Origin of the sequence: Anaeromyxobacter paludicola (genome assembly GCF_023169965.1) — a bacterium.
Classification (GTDB): domain Bacteria; phylum Myxococcota; class Myxococcia; order Myxococcales; family Anaeromyxobacteraceae; genus Anaeromyxobacter_B; species Anaeromyxobacter_B paludicola.
In genome coordinates, this window is the sequence record NZ_AP025592.1 from 3,142,903 (window position 1) to 3,165,105 (window position 22,203).

At 73.3% G+C, this 22,203-nt stretch carries 20 protein-coding genes; 6 read left to right on the top strand and 14 right to left on the bottom strand.

The window, feature by feature from the left end:
- Positions 1–14 precede the first annotated feature (14 nt).
- From AMPC_RS14085 to AMPC_RS14100, 4 genes are read right to left on the bottom strand one after another with little or no spacing between them, the layout of a single operon-like run.
- Positions 15–1,358 carry a hypothetical protein gene (locus AMPC_RS14085; RefSeq protein WP_248341915.1) on the bottom strand — a complete coding sequence of 448 codons (1,344 nt, stop codon included), beginning with the start codon at positions 1,356–1,358 and terminating at the stop codon, positions 15–17.
- Entirely contained in the window at positions 1,355–2,554 is a 1,200-nt protein-coding gene (locus AMPC_RS14090) for a glycosyltransferase family 4 protein (RefSeq protein WP_248341916.1), read from the bottom strand. The genes AMPC_RS14085 and AMPC_RS14090 overlap by 4 nt, the downstream gene beginning before the upstream one ends.
- A gap of 55 nt (positions 2,555–2,609) precedes the next feature.
- Complete coding sequence (locus AMPC_RS14095) at positions 2,610–3,806, bottom strand: glycosyltransferase family 4 protein (protein ID WP_248341917.1); 1,197 nt, start codon at positions 3,804–3,806, stop codon at positions 2,610–2,612.
- Entirely contained in the window at positions 3,796–5,343 is a 1,548-nt protein-coding gene (locus AMPC_RS14100) for a lipopolysaccharide biosynthesis protein (protein WP_248346325.1), read from the bottom strand. Before AMPC_RS14100 ends, AMPC_RS14095 begins: the two co-directional genes overlap by 11 nt.
- 182 nt (positions 5,344–5,525) lie before the next feature.
- Here AMPC_RS14100 and AMPC_RS14105 point away from each other — a divergent pair, with 182 nt between their 5' ends.
- On the top strand, positions 5,526–5,831 hold the full coding sequence (locus tag AMPC_RS14105; RefSeq protein WP_248341918.1) for a hypothetical protein: 306 nt from the start codon (positions 5,526–5,528) through the stop codon (positions 5,829–5,831).
- Positions 5,832–5,841: 10 nt separating this feature from the next.
- On the opposite strand, the gene AMPC_RS14110 is transcribed toward AMPC_RS14105, so the two are convergent.
- Together AMPC_RS14110 and AMPC_RS14115 are read right to left on the bottom strand one after the other, a co-directional pair.
- Positions 5,842–7,308 carry a capsule assembly Wzi family protein gene (locus AMPC_RS14110; RefSeq protein WP_248341919.1) on the bottom strand — a complete coding sequence of 489 codons (1,467 nt, stop codon included), beginning with the start codon at positions 7,306–7,308 and terminating at the stop codon, positions 5,842–5,844.
- 57 nt (positions 7,309–7,365) lie between these two features.
- Entirely contained in the window at positions 7,366–8,526 is a 1,161-nt protein-coding gene (locus AMPC_RS14115) for an acyltransferase family protein (RefSeq protein WP_248341920.1), read from the bottom strand.
- 256 nt (positions 8,527–8,782) lie between these two features.
- Here AMPC_RS14115 and AMPC_RS14120 point away from each other — a divergent pair, with 256 nt between their 5' ends.
- Positions 8,783–9,574: a hypothetical protein gene (locus AMPC_RS14120; protein ID WP_248341921.1), complete on the top strand. Its 792-nt coding sequence runs from the start codon at positions 8,783–8,785 to the stop codon at positions 9,572–9,574.
- Between the two features lie 439 nt (positions 9,575–10,013).
- Positions 10,014–10,214 (top strand): hypothetical protein, encoded by a 201-nt coding sequence (locus tag AMPC_RS14125; protein WP_248341922.1) that lies wholly within the window; start codon positions 10,014–10,016, stop codon positions 10,212–10,214.
- Positions 10,215–10,223: 9 nt separating this feature from the next.
- On the opposite strand, the gene AMPC_RS14130 is transcribed toward AMPC_RS14125, so the two are convergent.
- From AMPC_RS14130 to AMPC_RS14155, 6 genes are read right to left on the bottom strand one after another with little or no spacing between them, the layout of a single operon-like run.
- Positions 10,224–11,354, bottom strand: coding sequence for a polysaccharide biosynthesis/export family protein (locus tag AMPC_RS14130; RefSeq protein WP_248341923.1), 1,131 nt, complete (start codon positions 11,352–11,354; stop codon positions 10,224–10,226).
- Positions 11,351–11,791 (bottom strand): low molecular weight protein-tyrosine-phosphatase, encoded by a 441-nt coding sequence (locus AMPC_RS14135; RefSeq protein ID WP_248341924.1) that lies wholly within the window; start codon positions 11,789–11,791, stop codon positions 11,351–11,353. The genes AMPC_RS14130 and AMPC_RS14135 overlap by 4 nt, the downstream gene beginning before the upstream one ends.
- A 12-nt stretch (positions 11,792–11,803) precedes the next feature.
- Positions 11,804–13,288, bottom strand: coding sequence for an oligosaccharide flippase family protein (locus AMPC_RS14140; protein WP_248341925.1), 1,485 nt, complete (start codon positions 13,286–13,288; stop codon positions 11,804–11,806).
- Positions 13,272–14,156 carry a glycosyltransferase family protein gene (locus AMPC_RS14145; protein WP_248341926.1) on the bottom strand — a complete coding sequence of 295 codons (885 nt, stop codon included), beginning with the start codon at positions 14,154–14,156 and terminating at the stop codon, positions 13,272–13,274. The genes AMPC_RS14140 and AMPC_RS14145 overlap by 17 nt, the downstream gene beginning before the upstream one ends.
- Entirely contained in the window at positions 14,153–14,893 is a 741-nt protein-coding gene (locus AMPC_RS14150) for an FkbM family methyltransferase (protein WP_248341927.1), read from the bottom strand. Before AMPC_RS14150 ends, AMPC_RS14145 begins: the two co-directional genes overlap by 4 nt.
- Before the next feature lie 29 nt (positions 14,894–14,922).
- The gene (locus AMPC_RS14155; RefSeq protein ID WP_248341928.1) at positions 14,923–15,705 is read right to left on the bottom strand and encodes a glycosyltransferase family 2 protein; all 783 of its coding nucleotides are present in this window, start codon (positions 15,703–15,705) and stop codon (positions 14,923–14,925) included.
- Between the two features lie 36 nt (positions 15,706–15,741).
- Here AMPC_RS14155 and AMPC_RS14160 point away from each other — a divergent pair, with 36 nt between their 5' ends.
- On the top strand, positions 15,742–16,905 hold the full coding sequence (locus AMPC_RS14160; protein ID WP_248341929.1) for a glycosyltransferase: 1,164 nt from the start codon (positions 15,742–15,744) through the stop codon (positions 16,903–16,905).
- Between the two features lie 11 nt (positions 16,906–16,916).
- A complete protein-coding gene (locus AMPC_RS14165; RefSeq protein ID WP_248341930.1) occupies positions 16,917–18,350 on the top strand; it encodes a glycosyltransferase in 1,434 nt (477 codons plus the stop codon).
- A 52-nt stretch (positions 18,351–18,402) separates the two neighbouring features.
- On the opposite strand, the gene AMPC_RS14170 is transcribed toward AMPC_RS14165, so the two are convergent.
- Together AMPC_RS14170 and AMPC_RS14175 are read right to left on the bottom strand one after the other, a co-directional pair.
- Complete coding sequence (locus AMPC_RS14170; RefSeq protein ID WP_248341931.1) at positions 18,403–19,875, bottom strand: hypothetical protein; 1,473 nt, start codon at positions 19,873–19,875, stop codon at positions 18,403–18,405.
- 55 nt (positions 19,876–19,930) lie between these two features.
- Entirely contained in the window at positions 19,931–21,172 is a 1,242-nt protein-coding gene (locus AMPC_RS14175) for a baeRF10 domain-containing protein (protein ID WP_248341932.1), read from the bottom strand.
- Between the two features lie 82 nt (positions 21,173–21,254).
- Between AMPC_RS14175 and AMPC_RS14180 the strand changes: the two genes are divergently transcribed.
- The gene (locus tag AMPC_RS14180) at positions 21,255–22,181 is read left to right on the top strand and encodes a nucleotidyltransferase family protein (RefSeq protein WP_248341933.1); all 927 of its coding nucleotides are present in this window, start codon (positions 21,255–21,257) and stop codon (positions 22,179–22,181) included.
- Positions 22,182–22,203: the final 22 nt, after the last annotated feature.

Genomic DNA, 22,203 nt, shown 5'->3' on the forward strand with positions numbered 1-22,203 from the left:
ATTCAGGACGGCACTCATCGCACGGCGGGCAACGCGCCGGAAGGGATGAGCCTCGCCTTGCGTATCCGGGCAAGCCGGAAGATCACCCGGGGAACAGCAACGTAGATCGCGAGCGGCACTGCTGCTGCGGTGAAGCCTTGACTTACAAGCCAGTGACTTGCGCTCAACACACCCGCGTAGGTCATGAATGCCCGCGGGTCATTGTGCTCCGCCGCCCGTCGGTAGAATCCCGAGGCCAGGTAACCACTCAAGAACCACAGCAATGGACTGAACCAGCCCACTTGCATGAAGACCTCGGCGACCCCGCCTACGGACGCACCCACGGTCGCTTCTCGTCCGAACACATGCGGCATTTCGTCGAGCGCGGAGCAGAACGCCCCCGTGCCGAGCTGTGGTTTATCGCGCCAGACCGCACGCGGGATCCAATGCACGAGCAGGGACAGGTACCCGGTGCCGTACTCGTAACAGGACAGCTCCACCGCCGTCGCGATCGAGCCGCAATGATAGAAGTACTCATTGTCCCCTTCCTGCTTCACTCGCTTGCCGAACACGTCCTCGAACGTCACTTTCGAGAGCGCCTCCGACCAGCCAGCAAGCCGCTGAGTTGAGTCGACCACGTAGGAGCCGCGTTCGTCGTACAGAATGGGCCTCACGGCTACCGCCAGAAGCATGAGCACCCCGACGCCTGCGATCGAGCCGAGCACGACCTTCCGGCTCGGCTTCGTGCGAGACGTGAACCCCCCAACCAGCAGCAGCATGATGGCCATCGGGAACAAGGGGCCTCGTCGTGCGTTCAGCACATGCGGCCACATCACCAGCGCGACCAGCCCGGCAAATGCGAGCCATCGCCCCTTCGTGCGCATGTGAGCATTCGACCGCATCACCATGAGGCACACACCAGCGGCCGGATAGCTCACGTGGAACAACAGGTACCAGTATGCGCTTGTGTTTTCCCAATCGATCTCTGACTGGCCGATGAATCGATAGAAGGCTACCGCGCCCACCACCATTACGGTCGCCCCGAGATTCCACGCGCGTCGAGCCGAGTATCTCGTCGGCCATTCCGACAGCACCGGTCGCGAGGGTTTACGAGGCAGCCCGAATCTCCACCCCAGGAGCACGGCCGCGAGAGCCAGAAGCGCTACGGCTTGTCCGAGCTCATAAGTGTACGGTGGCAGATAGTCCGCCAGGGTCGTCGCGGCCCCCCACCCCATGAAGACGTAGAAGTACAGCCACATTGCCGCGAGCAGGAGCGGGTACTCGAGAAGACGATCGTCGCTCTTGGCGGCGGAGTAGATGGCCCACAATGCGAGCCCCGCAGTCGCGAGGAGCAGCAGGGAAAAGAGTATGGAGATCATGGCCTGCCCGCCCCCGCGAAACGGCCAATGCCGTCCGCGAGCCGCTCGCCGTAGTGCTCCCATCCGCCGCGCGCCTCCGCGGCCAGCCTGGCAGCCCGCCCCATGCTCCGGCGCAGCTCCGGATCCGAGGCCAGCCGCTCCAGGGCCTGTGCGATGGCCTCGGGGGCGCGCGGGGGCACGATGAGGCCGTCCACACCATGCCGCACCACGCTCCCGGAGGCCGCTGTCGTCACCACCGGTAGCCCCGACGCCATGGCCTCGTAGATGGAGAGGCTCGAGCCCTCCACAAGGCTCGGGAAGACGTAGACGTCGGCCTCGCGGTAGGCCTGCGGCATCTCGGCGTGGAGCCTGAACCCGCGAGGCTCGAGCACGTCCTCGTAGCGGGCGAGGATCTCGGGGCGGATGTGGCGCGCCCCGATGGCCGTGATCCGGACGCGCCCCGGGCCGAGCAGCTTGGCCGCCTCCAGCAGGTACTGAATGCCCTTGCGCAGCAGCAGGGCGCCCACGAAGAGGACCCGGAGCGGCCCGTCCTGGGGCGGCCCGTCCGGCCCCGGACGGAAGCGCTGGGTGTCCGCCCCATAGGGCACCACCGCCAGCTTCGCAGGGTCGACTCCCTCCCCCACGAGCGTGCGAGCGCAGAAGTCCGAGCCGCAGAGGACGAGGTCGGCGAGTGCCAGCTCCCGATCCGCGTCCTCGCACTCGAAGACCGAGGGGATGGGCTGGTCTCCCCAATCCGGAAACGCCTCCATCTCCCGTCGGGTCTCGCGCACGCCGTAGCGCGCGTGGGCGATGCTCTGATCCAGGATGCAGGGCAATCCGGCTCGCTCGAGCCTGCGGAAGATCCCGGCAGCGGCGCTGTTGAAGGCCATCACGCCGGCGCCGGCCCGCAGCGCGTGGCCAGCGACCCGCGCCGCGAACCCCCGTGAGGCGAAGCGCCTTCCGCTCGGTCCCGCCCGGACCGCCAGCGCGTGCAGCGGGAACGTCCTCACCTCCGACGGGTCGAGCAGCGGGTGACCATGGTGCTGCGCCATGCGCTGGTACTTCTCCGGCGCGAGGGCGCGGGCCGCGTTCCAGAGCCAGCGGGGCCGCTGCAGGCTGTACCCGGTGAAGTAGCACTCGAGCAGCCGCGCGCGCTTCAGCCCCACGGCGGCGTGGTAGCTGTGCTGCGTCTCGGCGTGGGCGACGATGATGGACAAGTGCGAGCTCAAACGTGACGAATGTGCCGGGTGCGGGAAGTGCTTCGATAGGAGGTCACGCAACCCACCGGCGCACCAGGTGCTTGCACCACTCCGGCGCCAGGCTCCTGATCCCGGGGCCGAAGCCTCGCGGATAGCTCCACCGCGAGATGGACAGCGGTGGTCTCGCGAGTCCTCGTGCCTCCGCGTCCGCGACGACCTTGGCGTAGGCGCTTCCCATCGCCTCGCAGTCCAGCATCCGTCGAGCGGTCTCCCGCGCGTTGTCCGAGAGCCTGGCGAGCTCCTTTCCGTGGGTTTGTAGGTTGCGCAGGATCTCCGCGGCTTCTCGTGTCCGCCCCACTCCGAACAGCTCACCGTCGACGCCCGGGCGCACCATGAAGTCGGTCACGCCCCGGATCCGGGAAAGCACCGGGACGCATCCCGCTGCCATTGCTTCCAACGCGACCATCGGCAGGCCCTCGAAGCGCGAAGGCATCAGGAGCACGTCGTGCGTGGCGAGCAGCCTGGGGACCTCGCCGGGAGGAACCGCGCCGACGAAGGCGATCGTGCCATCCAGGTCGCGACAGGCTTCCTCGAGACGCGCGCGGTCGACGCCGTCCCCCGCGACCGTCAGGGTGATGGGAGCGTCGCGTACCTGGCGCATGATCTCGGGCAGCCAGAGGACCCCCTTGGCGCTCTCCTCGATCCTGCCGAGGAACAGGACGCGCAGCGGGCCGCCGGCCTTCTCCCCTCGCCCCTTGGCGTACGAAGAGACCGGGACCGCGTTCGGCACGCAGACGGTGCTCTGGACGGGGAAGCGGTGTCTTCGGACCAGGTCATCCACGATCCGTGGCGAGACCCCTATGGTCGCCTGGACGTGGTCACGGAGCGCGCGCGCCGCCGCGTAGGTTCCCGGAGTGATGTTGTGGACCACCATGATCCGCGTGACCCTCGGCCCCAGGTAGCGCGCCACGTTCATCTCGGCGGCGCTGGTCAGGACGTTCACGAAGACGCCGTCGTAGTGCGACTCGAGGTGCTGGACGAGCGCCCGGCCGACATCCGCGCCCGAGTCGGACGACGCGGGTGCGAGCTCTCCCTCCCCATCCTCCATGCGCGCTCTCGCCGCCTCACGATCGGACGTCGCCGCGAGCCACCGCAACTCCACCCCATGGCGCGCGAGCGCACCGCGCAGGACCGAGAAGACCGTGTAGGTCCCTCCCATGTGCGGCCGGACGAGGAAGGCGTACCGGCGAGGAGACCGGCTATGGCTCATAGGAGCTCCTCACGCCGAAGCGCCCGCGAGCGAGCTGGAGCACCCGCTCGCGCTCCTCGGGTGCCAGCGCGACAAACCAGATCAAGACCAGGTACGCGCTTCCGTAGAGCGAGACCGCCTCGACCAGGTTCGCCCACGTGCAATGCTCGGCCAGGGGCAGCGTCTGGGTCGCCAGCGCTGCCGCTACGACAGCGGCGAGCGCTGCCGGCCAGATGCGCTGCAATGTCTGCACGGCAGTGACCCGGAGTTGGCGGCTCGCCCGCCAGAGGATGTATGCGGTCGTCGGGACCTTGGCGACCACGCTCGCCCACATGACCCCGGCCATTCCCATCCGCCGACCGAGCCAGAAGGACAAGGCGAGGTTCGCGACCCCTTCCACGGCGGTGAGCCCGGACAGACCGCCCAGCCGGCCGGTCGCGACGATGAAGGGTTGCGCCACGTAGGACGTGGTCAGCACGGCGAAGGCCGCGAGCGCCCAGGCCATGGACGTTCCGGCGAACTGCTGCGGCCCAACCCAGCAAGACACCAGCGGGCCCGTATAGACCCCGATCCCGACCGCGATCGGGAAGGCCGCGACGGCCATGAGCTTGTGCATCCTGAGATAGGACCGTCGCAGCGCAACTTCCGCGCCCTTGGCGTGAAGCTCCTGGATTGCGGGGCTGGCGTTGTCCGATAGGCGCAGGGGCAGGTTCCAGAGGACGATCGCTGGCATCTGGGTGGCGTAATACACGCCAGCCGAGGCGGCGCCGAACAGGGACCCCACCACGATGGAATCGGTCTGCAGGATCAGCCTGACCGCGAGGTTGAGCAGCAGGGCCTGCGATCCGAACGCGAGCAGTGCCCGTATCCGCTCGGGCGCGGAGCGCCCCCACTTGCTGAGCGGTCGATGATGACGCGTGAACAGCCAGGACTGGATGCCGGTGGTGATCGCCTCTCCCACGACCTGACCGACCATGAGGCCGGCCACTCCGTAACCGCCCCAGACCAGGGCCAGTGCGAACACCAGCCGCGAGAAGTTTCCGAAGAGAGCCGCCGCGTTCGCCTTGGCCAGATCCTGCACGGCCGTCAGCGCCGTCGCGCGCACGATGACCGGGGTGCGGACGAGCGCCCACGCCGCAACCACCGCGAGCCCGATCCGGCCCTGGCGAATCGACTCCGGGGCGGCCTGCACCAGGTGCGGCAGGCACCAGGCGAGCCCCGCGACCAGCAGGGCGAACGCGCCGTTCGTCACCCTGCCGAAGGCCCGCGCAGAGCCGAGCAGGCCGGGGAAGACCGCCGCGCGGTCGTCGCGGCCGCTCGCCTGGGCGAGCTCGCGCCCGAGCGCGAGGGAGAGGCCGAGATCGACGAGGGCGAGGTAACCGAGCGACTGCCCGATGATCGAGTAGACCCCGAGCGCCTCCTGGCCGGCGAAGCGCAGGACCATCGGCGCGAGCAGCGCCTGGAACAGCATCTGCAGCACGTACTGGAGCAGGCCGGCGGCCGCTCCCGCCGCGGCTCGCTGGGTCCGCCCCGTGGTGGGCGCTTGGTGGTCGTTCATCACGCTGGGTTCCGGCACGTCCGCCCCGCGCTGGAACAGCGCGACACGTCCGGAGCTTACCGCGAAGGCCCCCCGCGCTCCTAGAAGGGGCAGCCGGCCGCGCGGCGGGAAGCAGGCGAGGAGACGAGGGGCTCCTCTCCCCGGGGTGGAACGCGGGGCCAAGATCGGTGTATCTCGTTTCCGTGAAGCTCGAACTGACCCCATCGACCAAGGGTTGCGCTCGGTGCGGCTCCGCTCACCTCCGCTCCTCGCGCGCTCGCCGCGGCAAGGAGCGACTGCTGCGCGAGCTCACCCGCACCCGCTTCTACCGCTGCCGCGACTGCGGCCACCGGGGGAGCTACCGGGCGTCCGCCCGCTCTCCGTTCGGCGGCCGCGCCTCCGACGAGCACACGATCCGGAGCACGTGGCGCACCCGGCTCATCATCGCCGGCTTCATCGCGGCCGCGCTGGTCCTCGGGATCTGGTCGGGGCTCAACGCCCACGGCTGATCCCCGGCGGTCAGAAGAACACCCGCCCCTCCGCCCCCAGCTCCCGCCGGTACCAGCCCGCCTCGCCGCGCTCGTAGCTCGCGCGCGCGCCCACCGCCGCGCGGCCGAACCGCCACTCCGCCTCGAGCTGCCCGCCCACGCTCCGGCCGGCCGCCGCGGGCGCGTAGAGGTTGTCGCGGAAGCGGTCCTGCACCCAGAGCGCGCCGGCGATCCGCGCGCGCCCGTCGAACGGGTCGGCCGCGCCGGTCAGGCGGAGCGCGCGCCCGTTCCCGCCGAGCGGATCGCCGAGCGGCGTCTCCCCCGTGGCCCAGCCGCCGGCGTACTGACCGTGCGAGTACCAGGCGAACGGGTCGTGGTAGCCGGACGGCCCCCGGCCGAAGTAGGCGTACTCGATCCCGAGCTCGGCGAGGATCCCCGGCACCATCGGCGCCGAGAGCCCAACGACCAGGCCGGGCCAGGTGACCGCGGCGCCGGGGTTGTCGTCCGATCCCCACTCCAGCCGGGCGGTCAGCGGCAGGAGCGCCTCCGTGGGCAGCCGGTAGCGGATCGCTCCCGAGTAGACGTTGTTCTCGCGGTAGTTCTTGATCCCCAGGATCGCGAGGGGGACGTCGTGCGCGTCGATCCCTTCCCACAGCGCGCCCCCGAACATCACGCCGCGGATGGCCGAGAGCGTGAGGCGCGGATGCGGGCGCCACTGGAGCTGGAACTCCCAGAGGAGCGGGTGGTACGGGTGACGCGCCTCCGAGAAGCGCGCGAGGGCGGTGTCGAGGGCGAGCTCGCCGAGGCCGCCGAGGAGGCCGGGCAGCCGCACCGGCGTCGTGGTCATGAGCTCGAGCCGATCCACCGCGGCGCGGCCGCTCGCCACCACGGCCCCGAACGCGCCGGGGCCGTAGCCCACGGGCTCGCGACCGGCCGAGAGCGCCACTGGGCCGACGGCGAGCACCAGCTCACCGCCGCGCAGCTCCGCGTCCCACGCCGTGGCGCGCCCCTGGAGACCGATGGCGAGGTGCGGCCCCCAGCTCGCGGCCGCGGAGGTGTCGAGGACCGCGGCCGAGCCCGGCGCGCCGAGGCGGAGGGCGGCGGGCGCGGACGACGCCGGCGCGGCGGCCGGATGGGTGCCGCCGCCCTCGTAACCGGCGCCCACGCTGGCCCCCATCAGCCGGGGCACGAAGGCATCGGCGGCGGCGCTCGCGCTCCCCGGGAACTCGGCGCGAAAGCGCTCCAGCCACGCCCGCGCCAGGGGCGCTGCCGCCGAGCCTTCCCGACCGGCCGCCGCGGCGGCCTGGGTCAGGGCGCGCTCAACCACCAGGATGGGCGCCGCGCGCTGCGCCGGAAGCCACTCCGGCGCGAGGCCGAGGTCGTGGAGCCGCGCCGCGGCCTGGACGGCCCAGTGCTCGGGCGGGAGCAGCGGCGAGGCGGGCGGCGCCTCCGTGATCGCGGTGCTCGCCGCGATGAGGAGCGCAAGCGCAGAATGCATGCGGTCAACAGACCACGGGTCGGGAGGGGCGTCGAGCGTCTCGGGCGGCGCGGGGGCTCAGGCCGCGCGCTCGGCGCGCCCGGGAACCTCCGCCTCGTTCGCGGCGCCGGGCACGCGGGCATAGCGCTTCTTGAGCGCGAGGAAGGGACGCTCGAACCAGCGATAGGACACGGCCGCCGCCGAGATGGTCAGCGCCAGGGCTGCCGCGGCAGACGCCGCCTCGCCCAGCCGCGCGGCGTGCGCCGCGTCCAGGGCGAACCGGTGGAACACGTAGAGGCCGTAGGAGATCTGCCCGAGGTAGAGCAGCGGCTGCCGCGCGACGAACCTGGCGCCGAAGAACGCGAAGAAGACGAGCGTGACGGAGAGAGTCCCGAGGGGATAGCCGATCATCCCCGCGGTCATCGAGACCGCCTCGCCCTGGATGCGGCAGCCTTCGTAGGCCACCGCCATGAGCACGAGCCCGCTCGCGAGCAGCGCAGGCCGCGCCCAGCCGGGCACCCTGAGCGAGCGTCCGTGCAGCGTGGTCGCGAGGAGGACGCCGACGGCGATCGGATCCAGCCGCGCGAAGGTGTTGCACCAGACCGCCGGATACGGGGCGTGCCTGGCGAAGAGCCACGCCCTGGTCACCCAGCCGACGCCCACCAGGAGCACCGCCGTGACCTGGAGCGCGCGGCGGCCGCAGCGGCGGACCCAGAGCGGCCAGAGCAGGTAGAACTGCTCCTCGATGGAGACGCTCCACAGCGGAGAGACCGGCGAGGAGACGAAGCCCCGGGTCGAGTACCAGTTTCCGGCGAGCAGCACGAACGCCAGCACGGCCCCGAGCGGGAGGACGATCCTGGGCTCGCCGCCCCGGAGCAGCGGCATCGCGTACTGGAGCGCGAACCCCGCCGCGATGGTCGCAAAGTACAGCGGCCAGATCCGCAGGATCCGCCGTGCGTAGAAGGACCGGACGTCGATCGATCCGGTCGCGTCCTTCTCCCGAAGCAGCAGCTCGGTGATGAGGTACGCGCTCAGGACGAAGAAGAGATCGACTCCGAATCCGCCGCTGGCGATGACCGCCAGGGCCAGCGCCGGGGCGCTCGCGAAGATCGAGGCCCTCGGCAGCCGCCACACCACGTGGCTGCCGAACACCATCAGGAACGCGAGAAACCTGAGGGCATCCAGCTCCGGGCGGTAGAACCTGGCCACGGCGGGCCGCGCGCTTTCCTCGTGGCTCATGCTCCCAGCCCTTTCGAACGGACGGGCAGACTAGCAGCGGGCGGATGAGCGGAGCAACGGACGGGGACCCGCGCCGAGGGGAACCCGAGTGCCGGGCGAACGAGCGCCTGGGCTCTCGTCCGGGTGTTCGAGAGCCAGCCCCGCGCGGAAGCACCACCGGGGCGTGGTACTGGCGGCCGGGCCATCGGCTGCATAGCGTCCGAGCAGGCGACACTTCGACGGGTCGCCGGGGAAGAGGCCTCGCCGGGGGGGCCCTATGATCAGCTCCACGGTGCTCCCGGTGCTGCTCGCCGTGAGCATGCAGCCGACGTCGCCCAACCTGCCCGTCTTCGGCGGGGGCAAGCTCGTCAACATCTTCGACGACGACGCCGCGCTCACCAACGCCTCGGCCCACGTGGCCTGGTCGCTGGCGCTGCCGCTCGGCGGGTACGCGGTGGGCGGCCGGCGCGGCATGTGGATCGCCGGCCTGAGCTGGATCGGCGCCGCCTTCCTCACCGAGACCTTCTTCCACGCGCCGCCGCGGCCGGGCGCGGCCTATCCCTCGGAGGTGCGGGCCGACCTCCTCACCAAGGTGGTTCCGTGCGCGGCGGTGCTGGCGTGGGACCTCCTCCGCGCGCGCCGCGCCGGCCCGGGCCTGGACGAGGACGCCGAGACGGCGAGGAAGGCGCGCGAGCGGCTCGCGGCGAAAGCGACGCTGGCGCGCGAGGGCGCGGTGGGGTTCCCCGAGGGAGCCAACGCGCTGCTGGCCGGGGCCGCGGAGGTCGGGCCGGGCGAGCCCGCCAGAGGGCAGCCCTACGCCGCGGCGACCATCGTCAAAGGCGGGAACCGCACCAGGAACTGCGTGCCGCGGCAGGGGCCGAGCCCGACCTCGAGCGTGCCGCCGAGCCGCTGCACCGCCTCGTCGATGAGCGACACGTCGCCGTCGTCGGGGATGGCGGTCGCGCCGTCCTCGACCGCCACGACGAGCTCGCCGTCGGCCGAGGTCGCCTCGACGCGCAGCCAGCGGCAGCCGGGCGAGCCGGAGGCGTTGATCCTCTCGCTGGAGTAGGCGAGCAGCGTGGTGACGATCCCGACCAGCCGCTGGCGCGGGACGGGGCCGACGAGCTCGTCGCGATCGACGTACCGCTCGACCCGGGAGAGGTGGCGCAGCGCCTGGCCGGCGTGCCGGAGGGCCGCGTCCACCAGCTCGGACGGGTGGCAGAAGGCGTCGGACTGGGCAGTCAGCGGGGCGGTGGGGCTCATGGTCGGGCTCCTTTGGTCGCTTGCCTGCTCCTCTTGGGTAAGCAGATTGCAAGCAAGCAGCCAGACCTGAGTGGGGGTAAGTGCGGGTAGGGACTCAGGGTGGAACGTCGCGCGGGAGGGTCCGTTCCGACCCGGCGAGTGCGGCGCGGCCCGGGCGCATCCCGCGCCCAGGGTACCCCGGTTGCGGCGGGTCCTACCCTCGGTGTATCAACCCTGAGTCCGTTCGCCATCGCCGGGGGAGCACCATGCCGAGGGACTTCGCTGCCGCTGCCGTCCGCCGCTCGGTCGAGGAGGCGAAGCGCGCCTTCCTCGCCGCCTTCGAGGAGGAGGAGCAGCGGCCGCGCGCGAAGAAGGAGCGCCGGGAGGCCGCGCCGGCCCCGCGCCCGGCGAACGGGAGCCTCACGGTGACCGACGAGGACCGGGAGTGGCTCGCGCGCGGCGCGTGAGCCGGGCGCCTAGTAGATGGGCCGGTACACCGTCCGGTAGACGATGTCGTACGCCTGCCAGATGCTCTGGACGGTGGGCATGAGCCCCTGCAGCGAGCGGTTCCAGCGGGCCACGCCGGAGGTCTGCACGAACACCACGTCCCGCGGTCGGAGCGGGAAGTTCACCGCGAGGAGCATGGCGTCGGCCTGGCTGGCGTCGAGCCGGTAGATCTGCGGCGCCTCGTAGCTGCCGCGCAGGACGAAGATCTGCGCCGGGTCGGCGGCGAGCGGGTCGAGCCAGCCGACGTCGGACAGCGCCTCGGCGAGCGACATGCGCGCCTTCTGCATCTGCCGCGTCTGCGGCTGGCGCACCTCGCCGAGGACGAAGACCTTGTTGGCGCTCCGGTCGGGCACGTGGACGGTGTCGTCCGGCGCGAGCAGCCAGTTCTGCGTCTGGTCGCCCTCCTCGTAGAACCGCTGGAGGTCGAGGACGTAGGTCTTGCCGGCGCGGCTCAGCGTCACCTCGCGCAGGTCGGCCTCCGGGCCGGTCCCCTTGGCGGCGGCGATGGCGTCGGAGACGCGCAGCGGCACGTCGGCGATCGGATAGGTGCCGCTCTGCAGCACCTCGCCCGTCACCTGGAAGCGCTTGCCGCGGTAGGTGGCGACCAGGATCTGGACCTGCGGGCGGCGCACGTACACGGCGAGCCGGTCGGTGAGGTCGCGCCGGGCCTCGTCGAGCGTGTGGCCGGCGACCTGGAAGCGGCCCACGTGCGGGAAGAAGATGTAGCCGTCGGGCGAGACGGTGTAGCCGGTCTGGTCCACCGACCGGATCTCGCCGGCCGGGATGGTGAGCTCCGGGTGCTCGTAGACGATGATGGTGAGGACGTCGTACGGCGCGATCCGGTAGTCGTAGCCGGGCGCGCCGGGGCGGGGCGCGAGCGGATCGGCCGGCGCCGGGACCTCGCGGCCGGTGGCGGCGATCTGCTCCGAGACCAGCTTCGCGTCGATGAGCTGCACCTTGAACGCGGCCGGCGCGGGCGGCGGCGGCTGGCCCTCCCCGCGCCCCTCCAGCGCCCCCTCGTCCATCTTGGTGGTGGGGAGGAGCACGCAGCCGGCGAGCGGCACGGCGAGGGCGGCGACGAGGGCGAGGCGCGGAGTCATAAGACGCGGGCGAAGTCAGCAATACCACGGTCGATGAGCCGCAGCGCCTCCTCGAAATGGGCGCGTGACCCTCCGTACGGGTCGGGCACGTCGAACTTCCCGAACCGCCCGAGCCGCTGCACCCGGCCGCGCGCGGTGGGGCAGAGCTTCTCGACCGCCCGCTGCTGCTCCTCGTCCATCACCAGCACGAGGTCGGAGCCGGTGACGAGGGACGAGGTGAGCTGGCGGGCGCGGTGCTGCGAGAGGTCGATCCCGCGCTCGGCCAGGAGCGCCTGCGCGAGCGGGTCGGCGGGCCGGCCCACCAGGGCGGCGAGCCCGGCCGACTGGACCCGCACGCCCGGCTTCCCGGCGGCCTCGAGGTGCGCGCGCAGGAGCGCCTCCGCCATGGGGCTGCGGCAGATGTTGCCGATGCAGACGGTGAGGAGGCGGGTGAACATGGGGCGGCGCCATTATCGCACGGCGCCGCCCCGGAACCTGCTCCAGAGGGCGCGCACGCGCTCGCGGTCCACCGCCACCACCACCGCGAGGTAGACCGCGCCGGCGAGGAGGCTCGCGGCCGCCGCCCCGGCCAGCCCCTCCGGGCCGTGGCCGCGCAGCCGGGCCGCCGCCTCGACCGCCGCCCAGGCCACGCCCAGCGCCCCGAGCGGCGCCGCCATCTGCCGGAAGAAGCGGAACGGGCCGAGCTCGGCGCGCAGCCAGCGGCGCAGGAGCAGCGTGCCGGCCCAGAGCAGGAGCCCGGTCATTCCGACGCCCACCACCCCGAAGGCTCGAGTGAGGCCGACGATGAGCGCCCACGAGGCGACCAGCACGCCGAGGTTGATGCGCGAGATGAGGTGCGCCTTCCCGAGGCCGTTCGCGACGGCGTACATGGGCCCGGGGAGCGCCCCGAAGGCGACGTTGCCGGCGAGGAGCCAGCCGGCGAGCGGCAGCATCGGCTCCCACTGCGGGCCGAGCACCCCGACCACCAGCGCCCGCGGGAAGAGCACGAGGGGCAGGTAGCAGAGGGTGGCGAGGAGCGCGCTCGCGTGCACGGCGTCCTCGGCGAAGCGGCGCACCTGCTCCCGGTCGGCCTGGATGCGCGCCACGTAGGGGAACATGGTGCGCTGCTGGACCGCGGAGATAATCGCGAGCGGCAGGCCGCAGACGAACCAGGCCCGCTCCACCAGGCCGGCCGCGGCGAGGCCGAGCACCGGCACGATGTAGAGCGGCACCACCGCCACCCGCGCCAGGTTGATGAGCTGCGCCGACTGGAAGTGGAGGCCGAAGCGGACGCCGCGCGCGAGCTCCTCGTCCCAGCCGACCGGGCCGCGCGGGAGCCGGAACCGGCCGATCGCCGCGGCGGCGGAGGCGCCGGCGACGGCCCGCGCGAGCTGCGCCAGGACCACGCTCCAGGCCCCGGCGCCGCGCGCCGCGGCGGCGACGGCCACCGCCGCGTAGACCGCCTCCTCGAGGATCTCGACCCGGACCACGCGGTCCAGCCGCAGCCCGCGCTCGAGCCGCAGGAGCGACATCCCGCGGACCACGAGGAGTGGCAGGGAGAGCGCGGCCGCCGCCACCATCCACCCGAGCCGCTGGCCCGGCGCGAGGGCGAACGCCACGCCGGCCCCGACCGCGCAAAGGAGGACGATGGCGCCGGCGAGCCGGAGCTGCAGGCCGGTGACGCGGGCGAGGTCGCGGTCGGTGACCTCCTCCGGCCGCTGCACGAGGTAGACGCCGAGGCCGCCGTCGGCGAGGAGGAGCGCGAGCTGCGTCACCACAGAGATGACCGCCACGCGCCCGAACTCGGCGGGGGAGAGGAAGCGGGTGAGGACCAGGCTCGAGCCGAGCCCGAGCGCCATCACCGCGAGCTGGCGGGCGCCGTAGCTCAGCACCGAGGCGCGGAACCGGCCGGAGAGCCCGGTGTCCGGGGCGGCGGGGTCAGCGGGCTGCGCCATGGTCCGGCCCGTCGCCGGGCTCCCGGGTGAGCTCGTCCCAGAGGTCGGCGTTCCGCCGCCGCGAGTCCTCCAGGCCGGCGCCGGTGCGCAGCTCCCAGCCGGCCCAGGCCACGAGGGCGTGCATCACCAGCCGCGCCCAGGTCTCGCGCAGCGCGAGCCCCGACCAGCCCCGCGGCCCCTGCCGGGCGAGCTGGATCAGCTCGATGGCCGAGAGCTTCAGGAGGCCGCCCAGCTGGAGGGGCCTCCCGCGCTCCGCCCGGTGGCGCGCCTCGACCGCAGCGTAGGCGACGTGCTTGCGGGTGAGCGACACCGCGTCCACGTCGCGCAGGTGGGTGATGACGTAGCCCGGCTCGGGCGGGAGGGCGAGGAGCCGCGCCGGGTCGCGCGGGCGGAACGGGGCGTGGATCTCGATGGCGTCGTAGTCGAGCCCGCGCCGGTCGAAGAAGCGCTCCACCCGCGGGGCGTCGCCCCAGAGCGTGAGGAGCCGGCCGGAGGTGTAGACCCGCCGCACCGTGGAGACGACGTCGGCGCCGCCGGTCCGGGCCACCTCGTCGTAGCGGGCGAGGAGCCGGGCGGGCAGCAGCTCCGAGCAGGACGGCACCGCGAAGTGCTCCGTCTCGAGGAGGCCCGCCACCTGCCGGAACCACTCCGGCGTCTGCGTCGTGCCGGCGTTCCGGAGCCGGATCACGCGGGCGCCGCACCCGCGGGCCAGCTCGGCGCTCCCGTCGGTGCTCTCGTCGTCCACCACCACCACCGGGGCGAAGCGCTGGTAATAGCGGAGCACGCGCTCGAGCCGCGCCGCCTCCTCGTGCACCGGGAGCACCACCGTGAACGAGCGGTACCGCGGGGCGGGCGGGGCCCCGCTCATCGCCCGTCCCCCTCCCGGCGGAAGAAGATCGCGTCCACCTGCAGGAGCCGGCCGCTCGCCGGGTGGGAGTGCCCCGGCTCGATCGACCAGGGCTCGAAGCCAGCCCGGTCGAGGAGGGCGAGGAGCTCCGGGAAGAGCGCCTCCCCGGCGTAGAGCGGCGTGAGCGACGCCTCGAGCTGCACCCCCGCCAGCTCCTGGAGCGCGGCCCCGGCGCCCGCGAGGATGCGCCGCTCGAACCCCTGCGCGTCGAGCTTGAGGTAGACCCGCTCGCCGGGCCGACGGCGGCGCGGCAGCTCCTCGGAGAGCGTCGAGACCCGCACCTCCTCGGTGCCGACGTAGGCCGCCTCCGGCGCGCTCTCGAGGTGGAGCGGCAGCATGTCGAGGAGCGAGCTGCTGGCCGAGTTGCCGGCCACGTGCAGGGTGGCCTGACCGGGCGCGTCGCCGAGCGCGAGCTGCGCCGTCTCCCAGCCCGGATCGCCGGCGGCGGCGCGGGCGAGCTTGCGGTACGGCGCCGAGAGCGGCTCGTAGGAGACCAGCCGGCCGCGGTAGCCGTAGAGGCGCAGCTCCTGCCCGTACTGCCCCGCGTTGGCGCCGACGTCGAGCACGAGGTCGATGCGGCGGTCGGCGAGGAGCTGCATGCGCCGGGCGAGCGGGTGCGAGCGGCGGTGGAAGCGGACGACATCGAGCCCGGTGCGGCGGACGGCGCGGCGGAGCCGGGGGAGGAGGGGCGCGCTCACGGGAGTCAGCTTAGCATCGCGGCGCCGGTTCACGCGCCGCGCCAGAGCCCGGACCGGACCGCGACCCGGTACAGCCGGAGCGAGGCGATCCCGGCCTCCAGCCGCAGCCGCTCGAGGGGCGAGAGCCGGAGCCCCCGCGCGAAGGCGCGCTTCAGCGCCACCGCCTCGGCGATCTGCGTGCCCATGGCGGCCACCGACTTGGCGCCGGCGTGGAAGGTCATGCGGGCCACGGTGAACGGGAGCCGCTCCACCTTGCGGGCGCGGGCGAAGAGGCGGAGCCAGAGGTCGTAGTCGAGGGCGTAGTGCAGGTCCTCCCGCAGCCCGCCCGCCTCGAGGAACAGCGCGCGGCGGAAGAAGGTGGCGGGCTGGGAGGGGCCGGTCGGGGCGAGGAGCACGTCGCGGGCGGTGGCGACCTCGCGGCGGGCGAAGGGCCGGATGGGACGGCCCTCCACGTCCACCACCAGCGCCTCCCCGTAGGCGAGGTCGAGCGCCGGATCGCGCTCGAAGGCCGCCAGCGCCCGGGCGACCACGCCGGGGCCGTCGTAGCAGTCGTCCGAGTTGATCCAGGCGACGACCTCGCCGCGCGCCTCCCGGATCCCCTCGTTCACCGCCTGCGCCTGCCCCGAGTCGCGCTTCGAGACCCAACGGACGCGGTCGCCGTAGCTCGCCAGGATCTCCTGCGTGCCGTCGGTGGAGAGCCCGTCGCGCACCAGCACCTCGGCGTCGGCGATCCCCTGCGCCAGGCAGGAGTCGAGGCAGCGGCGCAGGAAGGGGGCCTGGTTCCGGGTCGGGACGACGAAGGAGACGCGCATCTCTGTTGTCCGCGCATCCTAGTGTAGTCTCGCCCCGTGCGCGTCCTTCACGTCGTCGGCTGCTACCCCCCGGCGCTGGAGTGGGGCGGCCCGCCGCCGGCGGTGGCCGGGTACGCGCGGGCGCTCCGGGCGGCCGGGGTGGAGGCGGAGGTCTTCGCGACCACCGCGCGCGCCTCGGCGGACCTCCCGCCCGTCGCGGCCGGGTCCCGCGTGCAGGACGGCGTGCCGGTCACCTTCTTCCCGGCCTGGGGCCGCTCCCGCGCCTTCTTCTCGCCGGCGCTCGGCGCGGCCCTCCTGCGCCGGGCGGGCGAGTTCGACCTCGTCCACGCCCACATGATGTGGGCCTTCCCCGGCATCGCCGCCGCGCGCGCGGCGGAGCGGGCGAAGGTGCCCTACGTGCTCACGCCGCACGGCTCGCTCGACCCGTGGGCCCTCCGGCAGCGCCGGCTCGAGAAGCGGCTCTTCCTCGCGCTCCTCGAGGGCCGCACCCTGCGCCGCGCCGCGGCCGTCCACTTCACCGCCGAGGCCGAGCGCGCGGCGGCGCCGGCCTGGGCGCGCGCCCTCCCCTCCTTCGTGGTCGGCAACACCGTCGATCCGGCGCCCTTCGCCGCGGTGGGCGAGGAGGCGGTCCGGGCGGCGAGCCGCGACGTGCTGGTGCTCGGGCGCATCCACCCGATGAAGGGGCTCGACCTGCTCGTCCCGGCCTTCCGCCAGGTCCTGGCGCGCGAGCCGGGGGCGCGGCTGGTGGTCGCCGGGCCGGACGAGGCGGGCCACCAGGCGGAGGTGGAGGCCCTCTGCGCCCGGGCCGGGATCGCGGCGCGGGTGACCTTCACCGGGCTCCTGGACGCCGCCGGCCGGGCCCGGGCGCTCGCTCGGGCGGCGCTCCTCGCCGCCCCCTCCTACCGCGAGAACTTCGGGATGGCGGTGGCCGAGGCGATGGCGGCGGGGCTGCCGGTGGTGGTCTCGGACAAGGTGAACATCGCCGGGGAGATCGCGGCCGCCGGCGCGGGCGCGGTGGTCCCCTGCGATCCGGCGCCGCTCGCCGAGGCCCTGGCCGGGCTGCTCGGCGATCCGGCGCGCCGGGCGGCGATGGGGGCCCGGGGCCGGGCGCTGGTGCGCGCGCGCTGGGCGCCCGCTCCGGTCGGCGCGGCGCTCCGGCGCGCCTACGAGGCGGTGATCGCCGGGCGCTTTTCGGGGTAGAACCCTCGCCCATGACGTCGCTCTCGGTCCTCGTCCCCGCCTACAACGAGGAGCACCTCGTCGCCGCCTCCCTCGAGCGCCTGCGCGTGCTCGAGCAGAGCCCGCACCTCGACCGCGTCGAGGTGATCGTGGTGAACGACTGCTCGCGCGACCGGACCGGCGAGGTGCTGCGCGCCTTCGCGGAGAAGGTGGCGGCGGAGCCGAAGGGGAAGCTCTCCTGGATCTTCCTCGAGCACCCGGTGAACCAGGGCAAGGGCGCGGCCATCCGCACCGCGCTGGCGCGGGCCTCCTGCGAGCTCTCGGTCATCCACGACGCCGACCTCGAGTACCACCCGCAGGACCTCCTGCGGATCGTGCGCGTCTTCGTGGAGGAGCAGGCCGACGCGGTGTTCGGCTCGCGCTTCGCCGGCGCCGAGGCGCGGCGGGTGCTCCACTACCGGCACCAGCTCGGCAACAAGCTCCTCACCTTCCTCACCAACCTCGCGACCGACCTCAACCTCACCGACATGGAGACCTGCTACAAGGCGGTGAGGACCGCGCTCCTCAAGTCGATCCCGCTCGTCTCCAACGACTTCCGGCTCGAGCCCGAGCTCTCCATCAAGCTCGCCAAGCGCGGCGCGCGGCTCTTCGAGGTGCCCATCAGCTACTCCGGGCGCACCTACCAGGAGGGCAAGAAGATCAGCTGGCGCGACGGCGTGAAGGCGCTCGCGGCCATCGCCCGCTTCACCCTCTCCGACAAGATCTACACGGCCGACGCCTACGGCAGCCAGATCCTGGGGCGCCTCTCGCGCGCCCCGCGCTTCAACGCCTGGATGGCCGACGTGGTGCGGCCGTACTGCGGCGAGCGGGTGCTCGAGATCGGCAGCGGCACCGGCAACATGACGCGCCACCTCATCCCGCGCCGGCGCTACGTGGCGAGCGACATCAACCCGCTCTACCTCGAGTCGCTGCGGGCGCTCACCGCCGACAAGCCCTACCTCACCACCCAGTTCACCGACGTCACCGACCCGGCGAGCTACCCCCGGCTGCCGGAGGGCTTCGACACCGTCGTCTGCCTCAACGTGGTGGAGCACGTGGACGACGACGCGGGGGCGCTCCGGAACATCCGCGAGGTGCTCTCCCCGGGCGGGCGGGCGGTGGTGCTGGTGCCGCAGGGGCCCTGGAACATGGGCACCCTCGACGCGGTGCTCGGCCACAAGCGGCGCTACACCGAGGAGAGCCTCGCCGCGCTCGCCGCGGGGAGCGGCTTCCGGGTGCGGGAGATCGTGAAGTTCAACCGGATCGGCACCCTCGCCTGGTGGCTCAACGGCAAGGTGCTGCGCCGCCGCACCTTCGGCCTCGGGCAGATCCTGATGCTGAACGCGCTCACGCCGCTCTTCCGCAAGCTCGAGCCGGTGCTGCCGGTGCCGGCGCTGTCGCTCGTGGCGGTGCTGGAGCGGGAGTGAGCCCGGCCGGCGCGCGCGCCGTGATCCGGCCCAGGCTGCGGCGCCCGCGCGCCTAGCGGAACGGCCCGTCGTCGGGCCAGACGAGCACCCGGACCATGCCCTGCACCGGGAAGTAGCGGGCCGTGTAGACGTATCCACCGTCCAGGTCGAGCTCCTGGTGGTTGTTGACGGCGCGGAAGGGACCGTACTCCCCCCGCCGCGCGTCGGTCACCGCCGTGTCGATGCGCTCGAACGCCTCGAGGGTGACCGCGCCGTCGGGCAGCCACACGGCGACCGCGTGCTCCCGCATCGATCGGAAGGTCTCGGGCAGCCGCAGGACGAGGCAGCCGAGCGTCGCGAGGACGACCGCCACGCCGACGGCCGGCTGGCACCTCGCGATCACGAACGACAGGAACGTGAACGTCAAGATCACCGCGATCGGGTACGGATAGTAGTACTGCACGCCGACCCCCCGGTACATCGCGAGGACGACGAAGAACGCCACGCACAGCGCGCCGACCTGGAGCTGCACGGCCGGGTCGGTCACGAGCGCCTGCCACGCCCCGCGGGCCAGGCCGACCACGCCGCCGGGCCGCTCCCGCGCCGCCGCCTTCCACGCGCCAGCGCCGAGCAGGGCGGCGAAGAGCAGGGTCCCCGGGGTGGTCAGGATCGACTGGAACGTCGCGAAGGCGTACGCGAAGGAGTGGCCGAGCTCGCGCGCGAACGGCTCGTGCGGCGTGTCGAAGCCGCCCTTCCGGATCACCCACGGCATCTCGCCGAAGAGCCCTCCCAGGATGGCGTGATAGGCGACCAGCGCCGCCAGCGCGGCGAGCGCGCCGAGCGCGAGCGCGCCACCCAGCGCCAGCGCCGGGCGCTCGGAGCCCGCGCGGCGGCGGACGTGGTTGAAGGTGCCGGCGGCCAGGACGGCCATGACCATCACCAGGCCGATCTCGTCCGAGAAGGCCGCGCCGACGAGCGCGACCGCCCGGGCGACGGCCGCGCGCGAGAGCAGGAAGAGGAGGACGAAAGTGACGCAGGTGTACTTGGCGTACGTGAACTGCATCTCGTACGCGTAGAAGGTCATGGGGTCGAGGGCGGCGAGGGCGAAGGCGAGGCAGGCCATCGTCTGCCTCCGCTCCGCCGGCTCGACGTGGCGCGTGACGAGCCGGGCCAGCAGCCCCGCGTTGAGCAGCAGCACGCCGAGCGTGAGCCAGCTCACGAATGGGAACGGGAGGCGGCTCCGGATCGCGGCCTCGAGGCCGAACAGGAGGTAGTTGACCAGGCGACCGCGGCTCAGGTCGTACGCGTTGACCCGCTGCAGGGCCTCCCAGAAGGCCGCGGGCGCCTCCCGCCAGCCGTGGACGGTCCCGTACACCTCCTGGAAGATCCCCATGAAGTGCAGGGCGTCCGGGTGGATCAGCCGCACCGGCGGGCGCACCAGCGTGAAGGCGATCACGCCCCCGACCAGCAGCGCCGCCGCGCCCGCCTTGGCCGCGGCCCCGGGGGAGCAGGCGCGCGGCTCGCCGCGCTTCGCGTCGTCGTTCACGTGGGGAGAGATACCACACCGCGCCGGGCCCCTGCCCGGACCCTCCCCGACCCCGCTACGTCGCCCACGGCTGGTTCGGCTGCGCCGGCGAGCCGCTGAGCCCGGTCTGCGAGGCCTGGCGGAGCTGCGCCGCCACCCCCTGGTAGCTGTGCAGCTTGTTGGCGTGGGCCACCACCTGCACCTCGCCGTCGTCGGCCAGGACCCGGCGCACCAGCTCGTCGCCGAGGGACGGGACGAGCTCGAGCGGGCCCTCGCAGAAGTTGCAGGTGCGGGTGTGCTCGACGCCCATGGCCCCGCACTGCTTGCAGCGCCAGCCGTCGGCGTCGAAGTCGGCCTCGAGGAGCAGCCGCCCCACGCGCCGCTCGTTGACCGCGAGGACCACGTCCTCGAGCCCCAGCACCGAGAGGGAGCCGCGCAGGGCCTGCCCCACCGCGCCGTCGATCCGCGCGATCTCGTCCCGCGCCTGCGCCACCGCCACCGCCTCGGCCGCCCGGGCGACGAGCTCGGCCCGCCCGCCCGCGCCGCCGTTGCCGTTGGTCCCCTCCGCCGGCGCCGGGTAGCGCGCGGCGATGCGATCGCAGACCCGCTCCGGCAGCTCGCGCTCGAAGTTCGCGAGGGCCTGCTGCGGTCCGAAGAGCACCACGTGGCTGCGCGGCGCGCGGTCGAACAGGTGCACCAGCTCGTCGGCGGCCATGCGCCGGAACCGGGCCAGCAGCTCGTCCACGTGGCGCGCGTTCTTCTCGGCCCGCTCGAACTGCTCGCCGGCGCCGGCGCCGAAGGAGGCGTCGCCCACCCGGCGCGGCATGGGGCCGGCGACCGTGATCTCCCCGACCACCTCGTTGGCGGCCACCTCGTAGATGTGCGCGCCGCGGACGGAGGCCAGCACCACCAGCGCCGGCTCGAGCTCTCCCGCGAGCCGGGCGAGCTGCAGGAGCCGCGGGACCCGGTCCACCGTGAACTGGTTCTCGAGCGGCTCGTGGAAGAAGAGCGGCTTCCAGAGCCCGATCCGGCCGCAGGCGAAGAGCGCGAGGCCGCGCTTCCCCTCCCCCGCGCTCCGCTCGAAGGTCTGCTGCACGAGCTCGCGCGCCTGCTCGAGGGTGCGCGCGAGCGAGGCCTGCTCCGGCTCGGCCCGGCCCGCGAGCGCGGCCTTGGTCCGCTCCTGCAGCCAGACCCGGACCCGATCGCGCTGCTGCTCGTCGTTCCAGCGGATGTCGAGGTAGAGGCTCAGGATGGGGTCGTCGTCACTCCGGACCGCGGCCAGCTCGGCGAGATGGCCACGCAGCTCTTGGGAGGTCATGGCCCCCGAAACCTGACCACGGCCGGGCGCGAGGTCGAGAGCACCGTTGCGGCCCTCCCCGCTCCGGGGTTACAGGGCTGCCGTGCCCCTCCTCGACGCCATCCGGGCCCTCGCGGCCTTCGACCCTCCGGCGGAGCTCCCGCCCTGCGACCTCGACGACCTCGTCAACGTGCTCGAGTCGCACGGCCTCGCCCCGATGGCCTCCTATCAGGTCGAGTCGCGGCCGCTGGGCGCTCGCCTGCCCGAGCGCTTCCGGGAGCGGCTCCTCACGAGCTACCAGGGCGTGGTCAACGACAACGTCTTCAAGCTGGTCACGCTCAAGGGGGCGCTGCGCGAGCTCGCCGGGGTGCGCGCGGTGCTGCTCGGCGCGGCGGCCACGGTGGACTGGCTCTACCCGCACCTCGCCTTCCGGCCGGTGGGCGACCTGCGGCTCGCGGTGCGCGGCGAGGACGGGGCCCGCTTCGCGGCCGGGCTCGGCGGGGACTTCCAGCCCGCGTCCACCGGCGCCGGCGGGCACACGGCGGTCTTCTCCGACGGGCGCATCGAGCTGCGCATCCAGGAGGGGCTGCTCGAGGGCACCGCGGACGACGGCGGCCTCTTCGACCGCGCCACGCCGTTCCGCGCCATGGGGCCGGGGGTGGCGCGGCCGGCGCCCGAGGACGCGCTCCTCCTCGCGGCGGCCGACCAGGCGCTCGAGGGGCTCCGGAGCCAGCTCGTCACCTTCGTGGACGTCCGCGAGCTCGTCCGCCTCGACCTCGACCGGGCGACGCTCCACGCGCGGGCCGCGCGGCTCGGCCTCTCGCGCGCGCTCCACGGCTCGCTCTCGCTCACGGCCTCCTTCTTCCCGGAGGTGGCCGAGCGGACGCTCGCCCTGCTGCCCGTACTACTGGCAGGCGAGCGTGCGCTCGTGGAGGCGGTGATCGAGGGGGCGCGCGATCCGGGGCGCCTGCGGGTGCTGCGCGGCGAGCAGGAGGCGGCGCGCAAGGTGCTCCTCGGCCTCCAGGGCTAGGGGCGAGCCCCAGCACCCTCCT

Coding starts and splice junctions, on each gene's coding strand:
- AMPC_RS14155 (WP_248341928.1), bottom strand. CDS start 15,705: ATGCGCGTCTCCTTCGTCGTCCCGACCCGGAACCAGGCCCCCTTCCTG.
- AMPC_RS14165 (WP_248341930.1), top strand. CDS start 16,917: ATGACGTCGCTCTCGGTCCTCGTCCCCGCCTACAACGAGGAGCACCTC.
- AMPC_RS14125 (WP_248341922.1), top strand. CDS start 10,014: ATGCCGAGGGACTTCGCTGCCGCTGCCGTCCGCCGCTCGGTCGAGGAG.
- AMPC_RS14135 (WP_248341924.1), bottom strand. CDS start 11,791: ATGTTCACCCGCCTCCTCACCGTCTGCATCGGCAACATCTGCCGCAGC.
- AMPC_RS14100 (WP_248346325.1), bottom strand. CDS start 5,343: ATGAACGACCACCAAGCGCCCACCACGGGGCGGACCCAGCGAGCCGCG.
- AMPC_RS14110 (WP_248341919.1), bottom strand. CDS start 7,308: ATGCATTCTGCGCTTGCGCTCCTCATCGCGGCGAGCACCGCGATCACG.
- AMPC_RS14115 (WP_248341920.1), bottom strand. CDS start 8,526: ATGAGCCACGAGGAAAGCGCGCGGCCCGCCGTGGCCAGGTTCTACCGC.
- AMPC_RS14140 (WP_248341925.1), bottom strand. CDS start 13,288: ATGGCGCAGCCCGCTGACCCCGCCGCCCCGGACACCGGGCTCTCCGGC.
- AMPC_RS14120 (WP_248341921.1), top strand. CDS start 8,783: ATGATCAGCTCCACGGTGCTCCCGGTGCTGCTCGCCGTGAGCATGCAG.
- AMPC_RS14095 (WP_248341917.1), bottom strand. CDS start 3,806: ATGAGCCATAGCCGGTCTCCTCGCCGGTACGCCTTCCTCGTCCGGCCG.
- AMPC_RS14085 (WP_248341915.1), bottom strand. CDS start 1,358: ATGATCTCCATACTCTTTTCCCTGCTGCTCCTCGCGACTGCGGGGCTC.
- AMPC_RS14145 (WP_248341926.1), bottom strand. CDS start 14,156: ATGAGCGGGGCCCCGCCCGCCCCGCGGTACCGCTCGTTCACGGTGGTG.
- AMPC_RS14175 (WP_248341932.1), bottom strand. CDS start 21,172: ATGACCTCCCAAGAGCTGCGTGGCCATCTCGCCGAGCTGGCCGCGGTC.
- AMPC_RS14130 (WP_248341923.1), bottom strand. CDS start 11,354: ATGACTCCGCGCCTCGCCCTCGTCGCCGCCCTCGCCGTGCCGCTCGCC.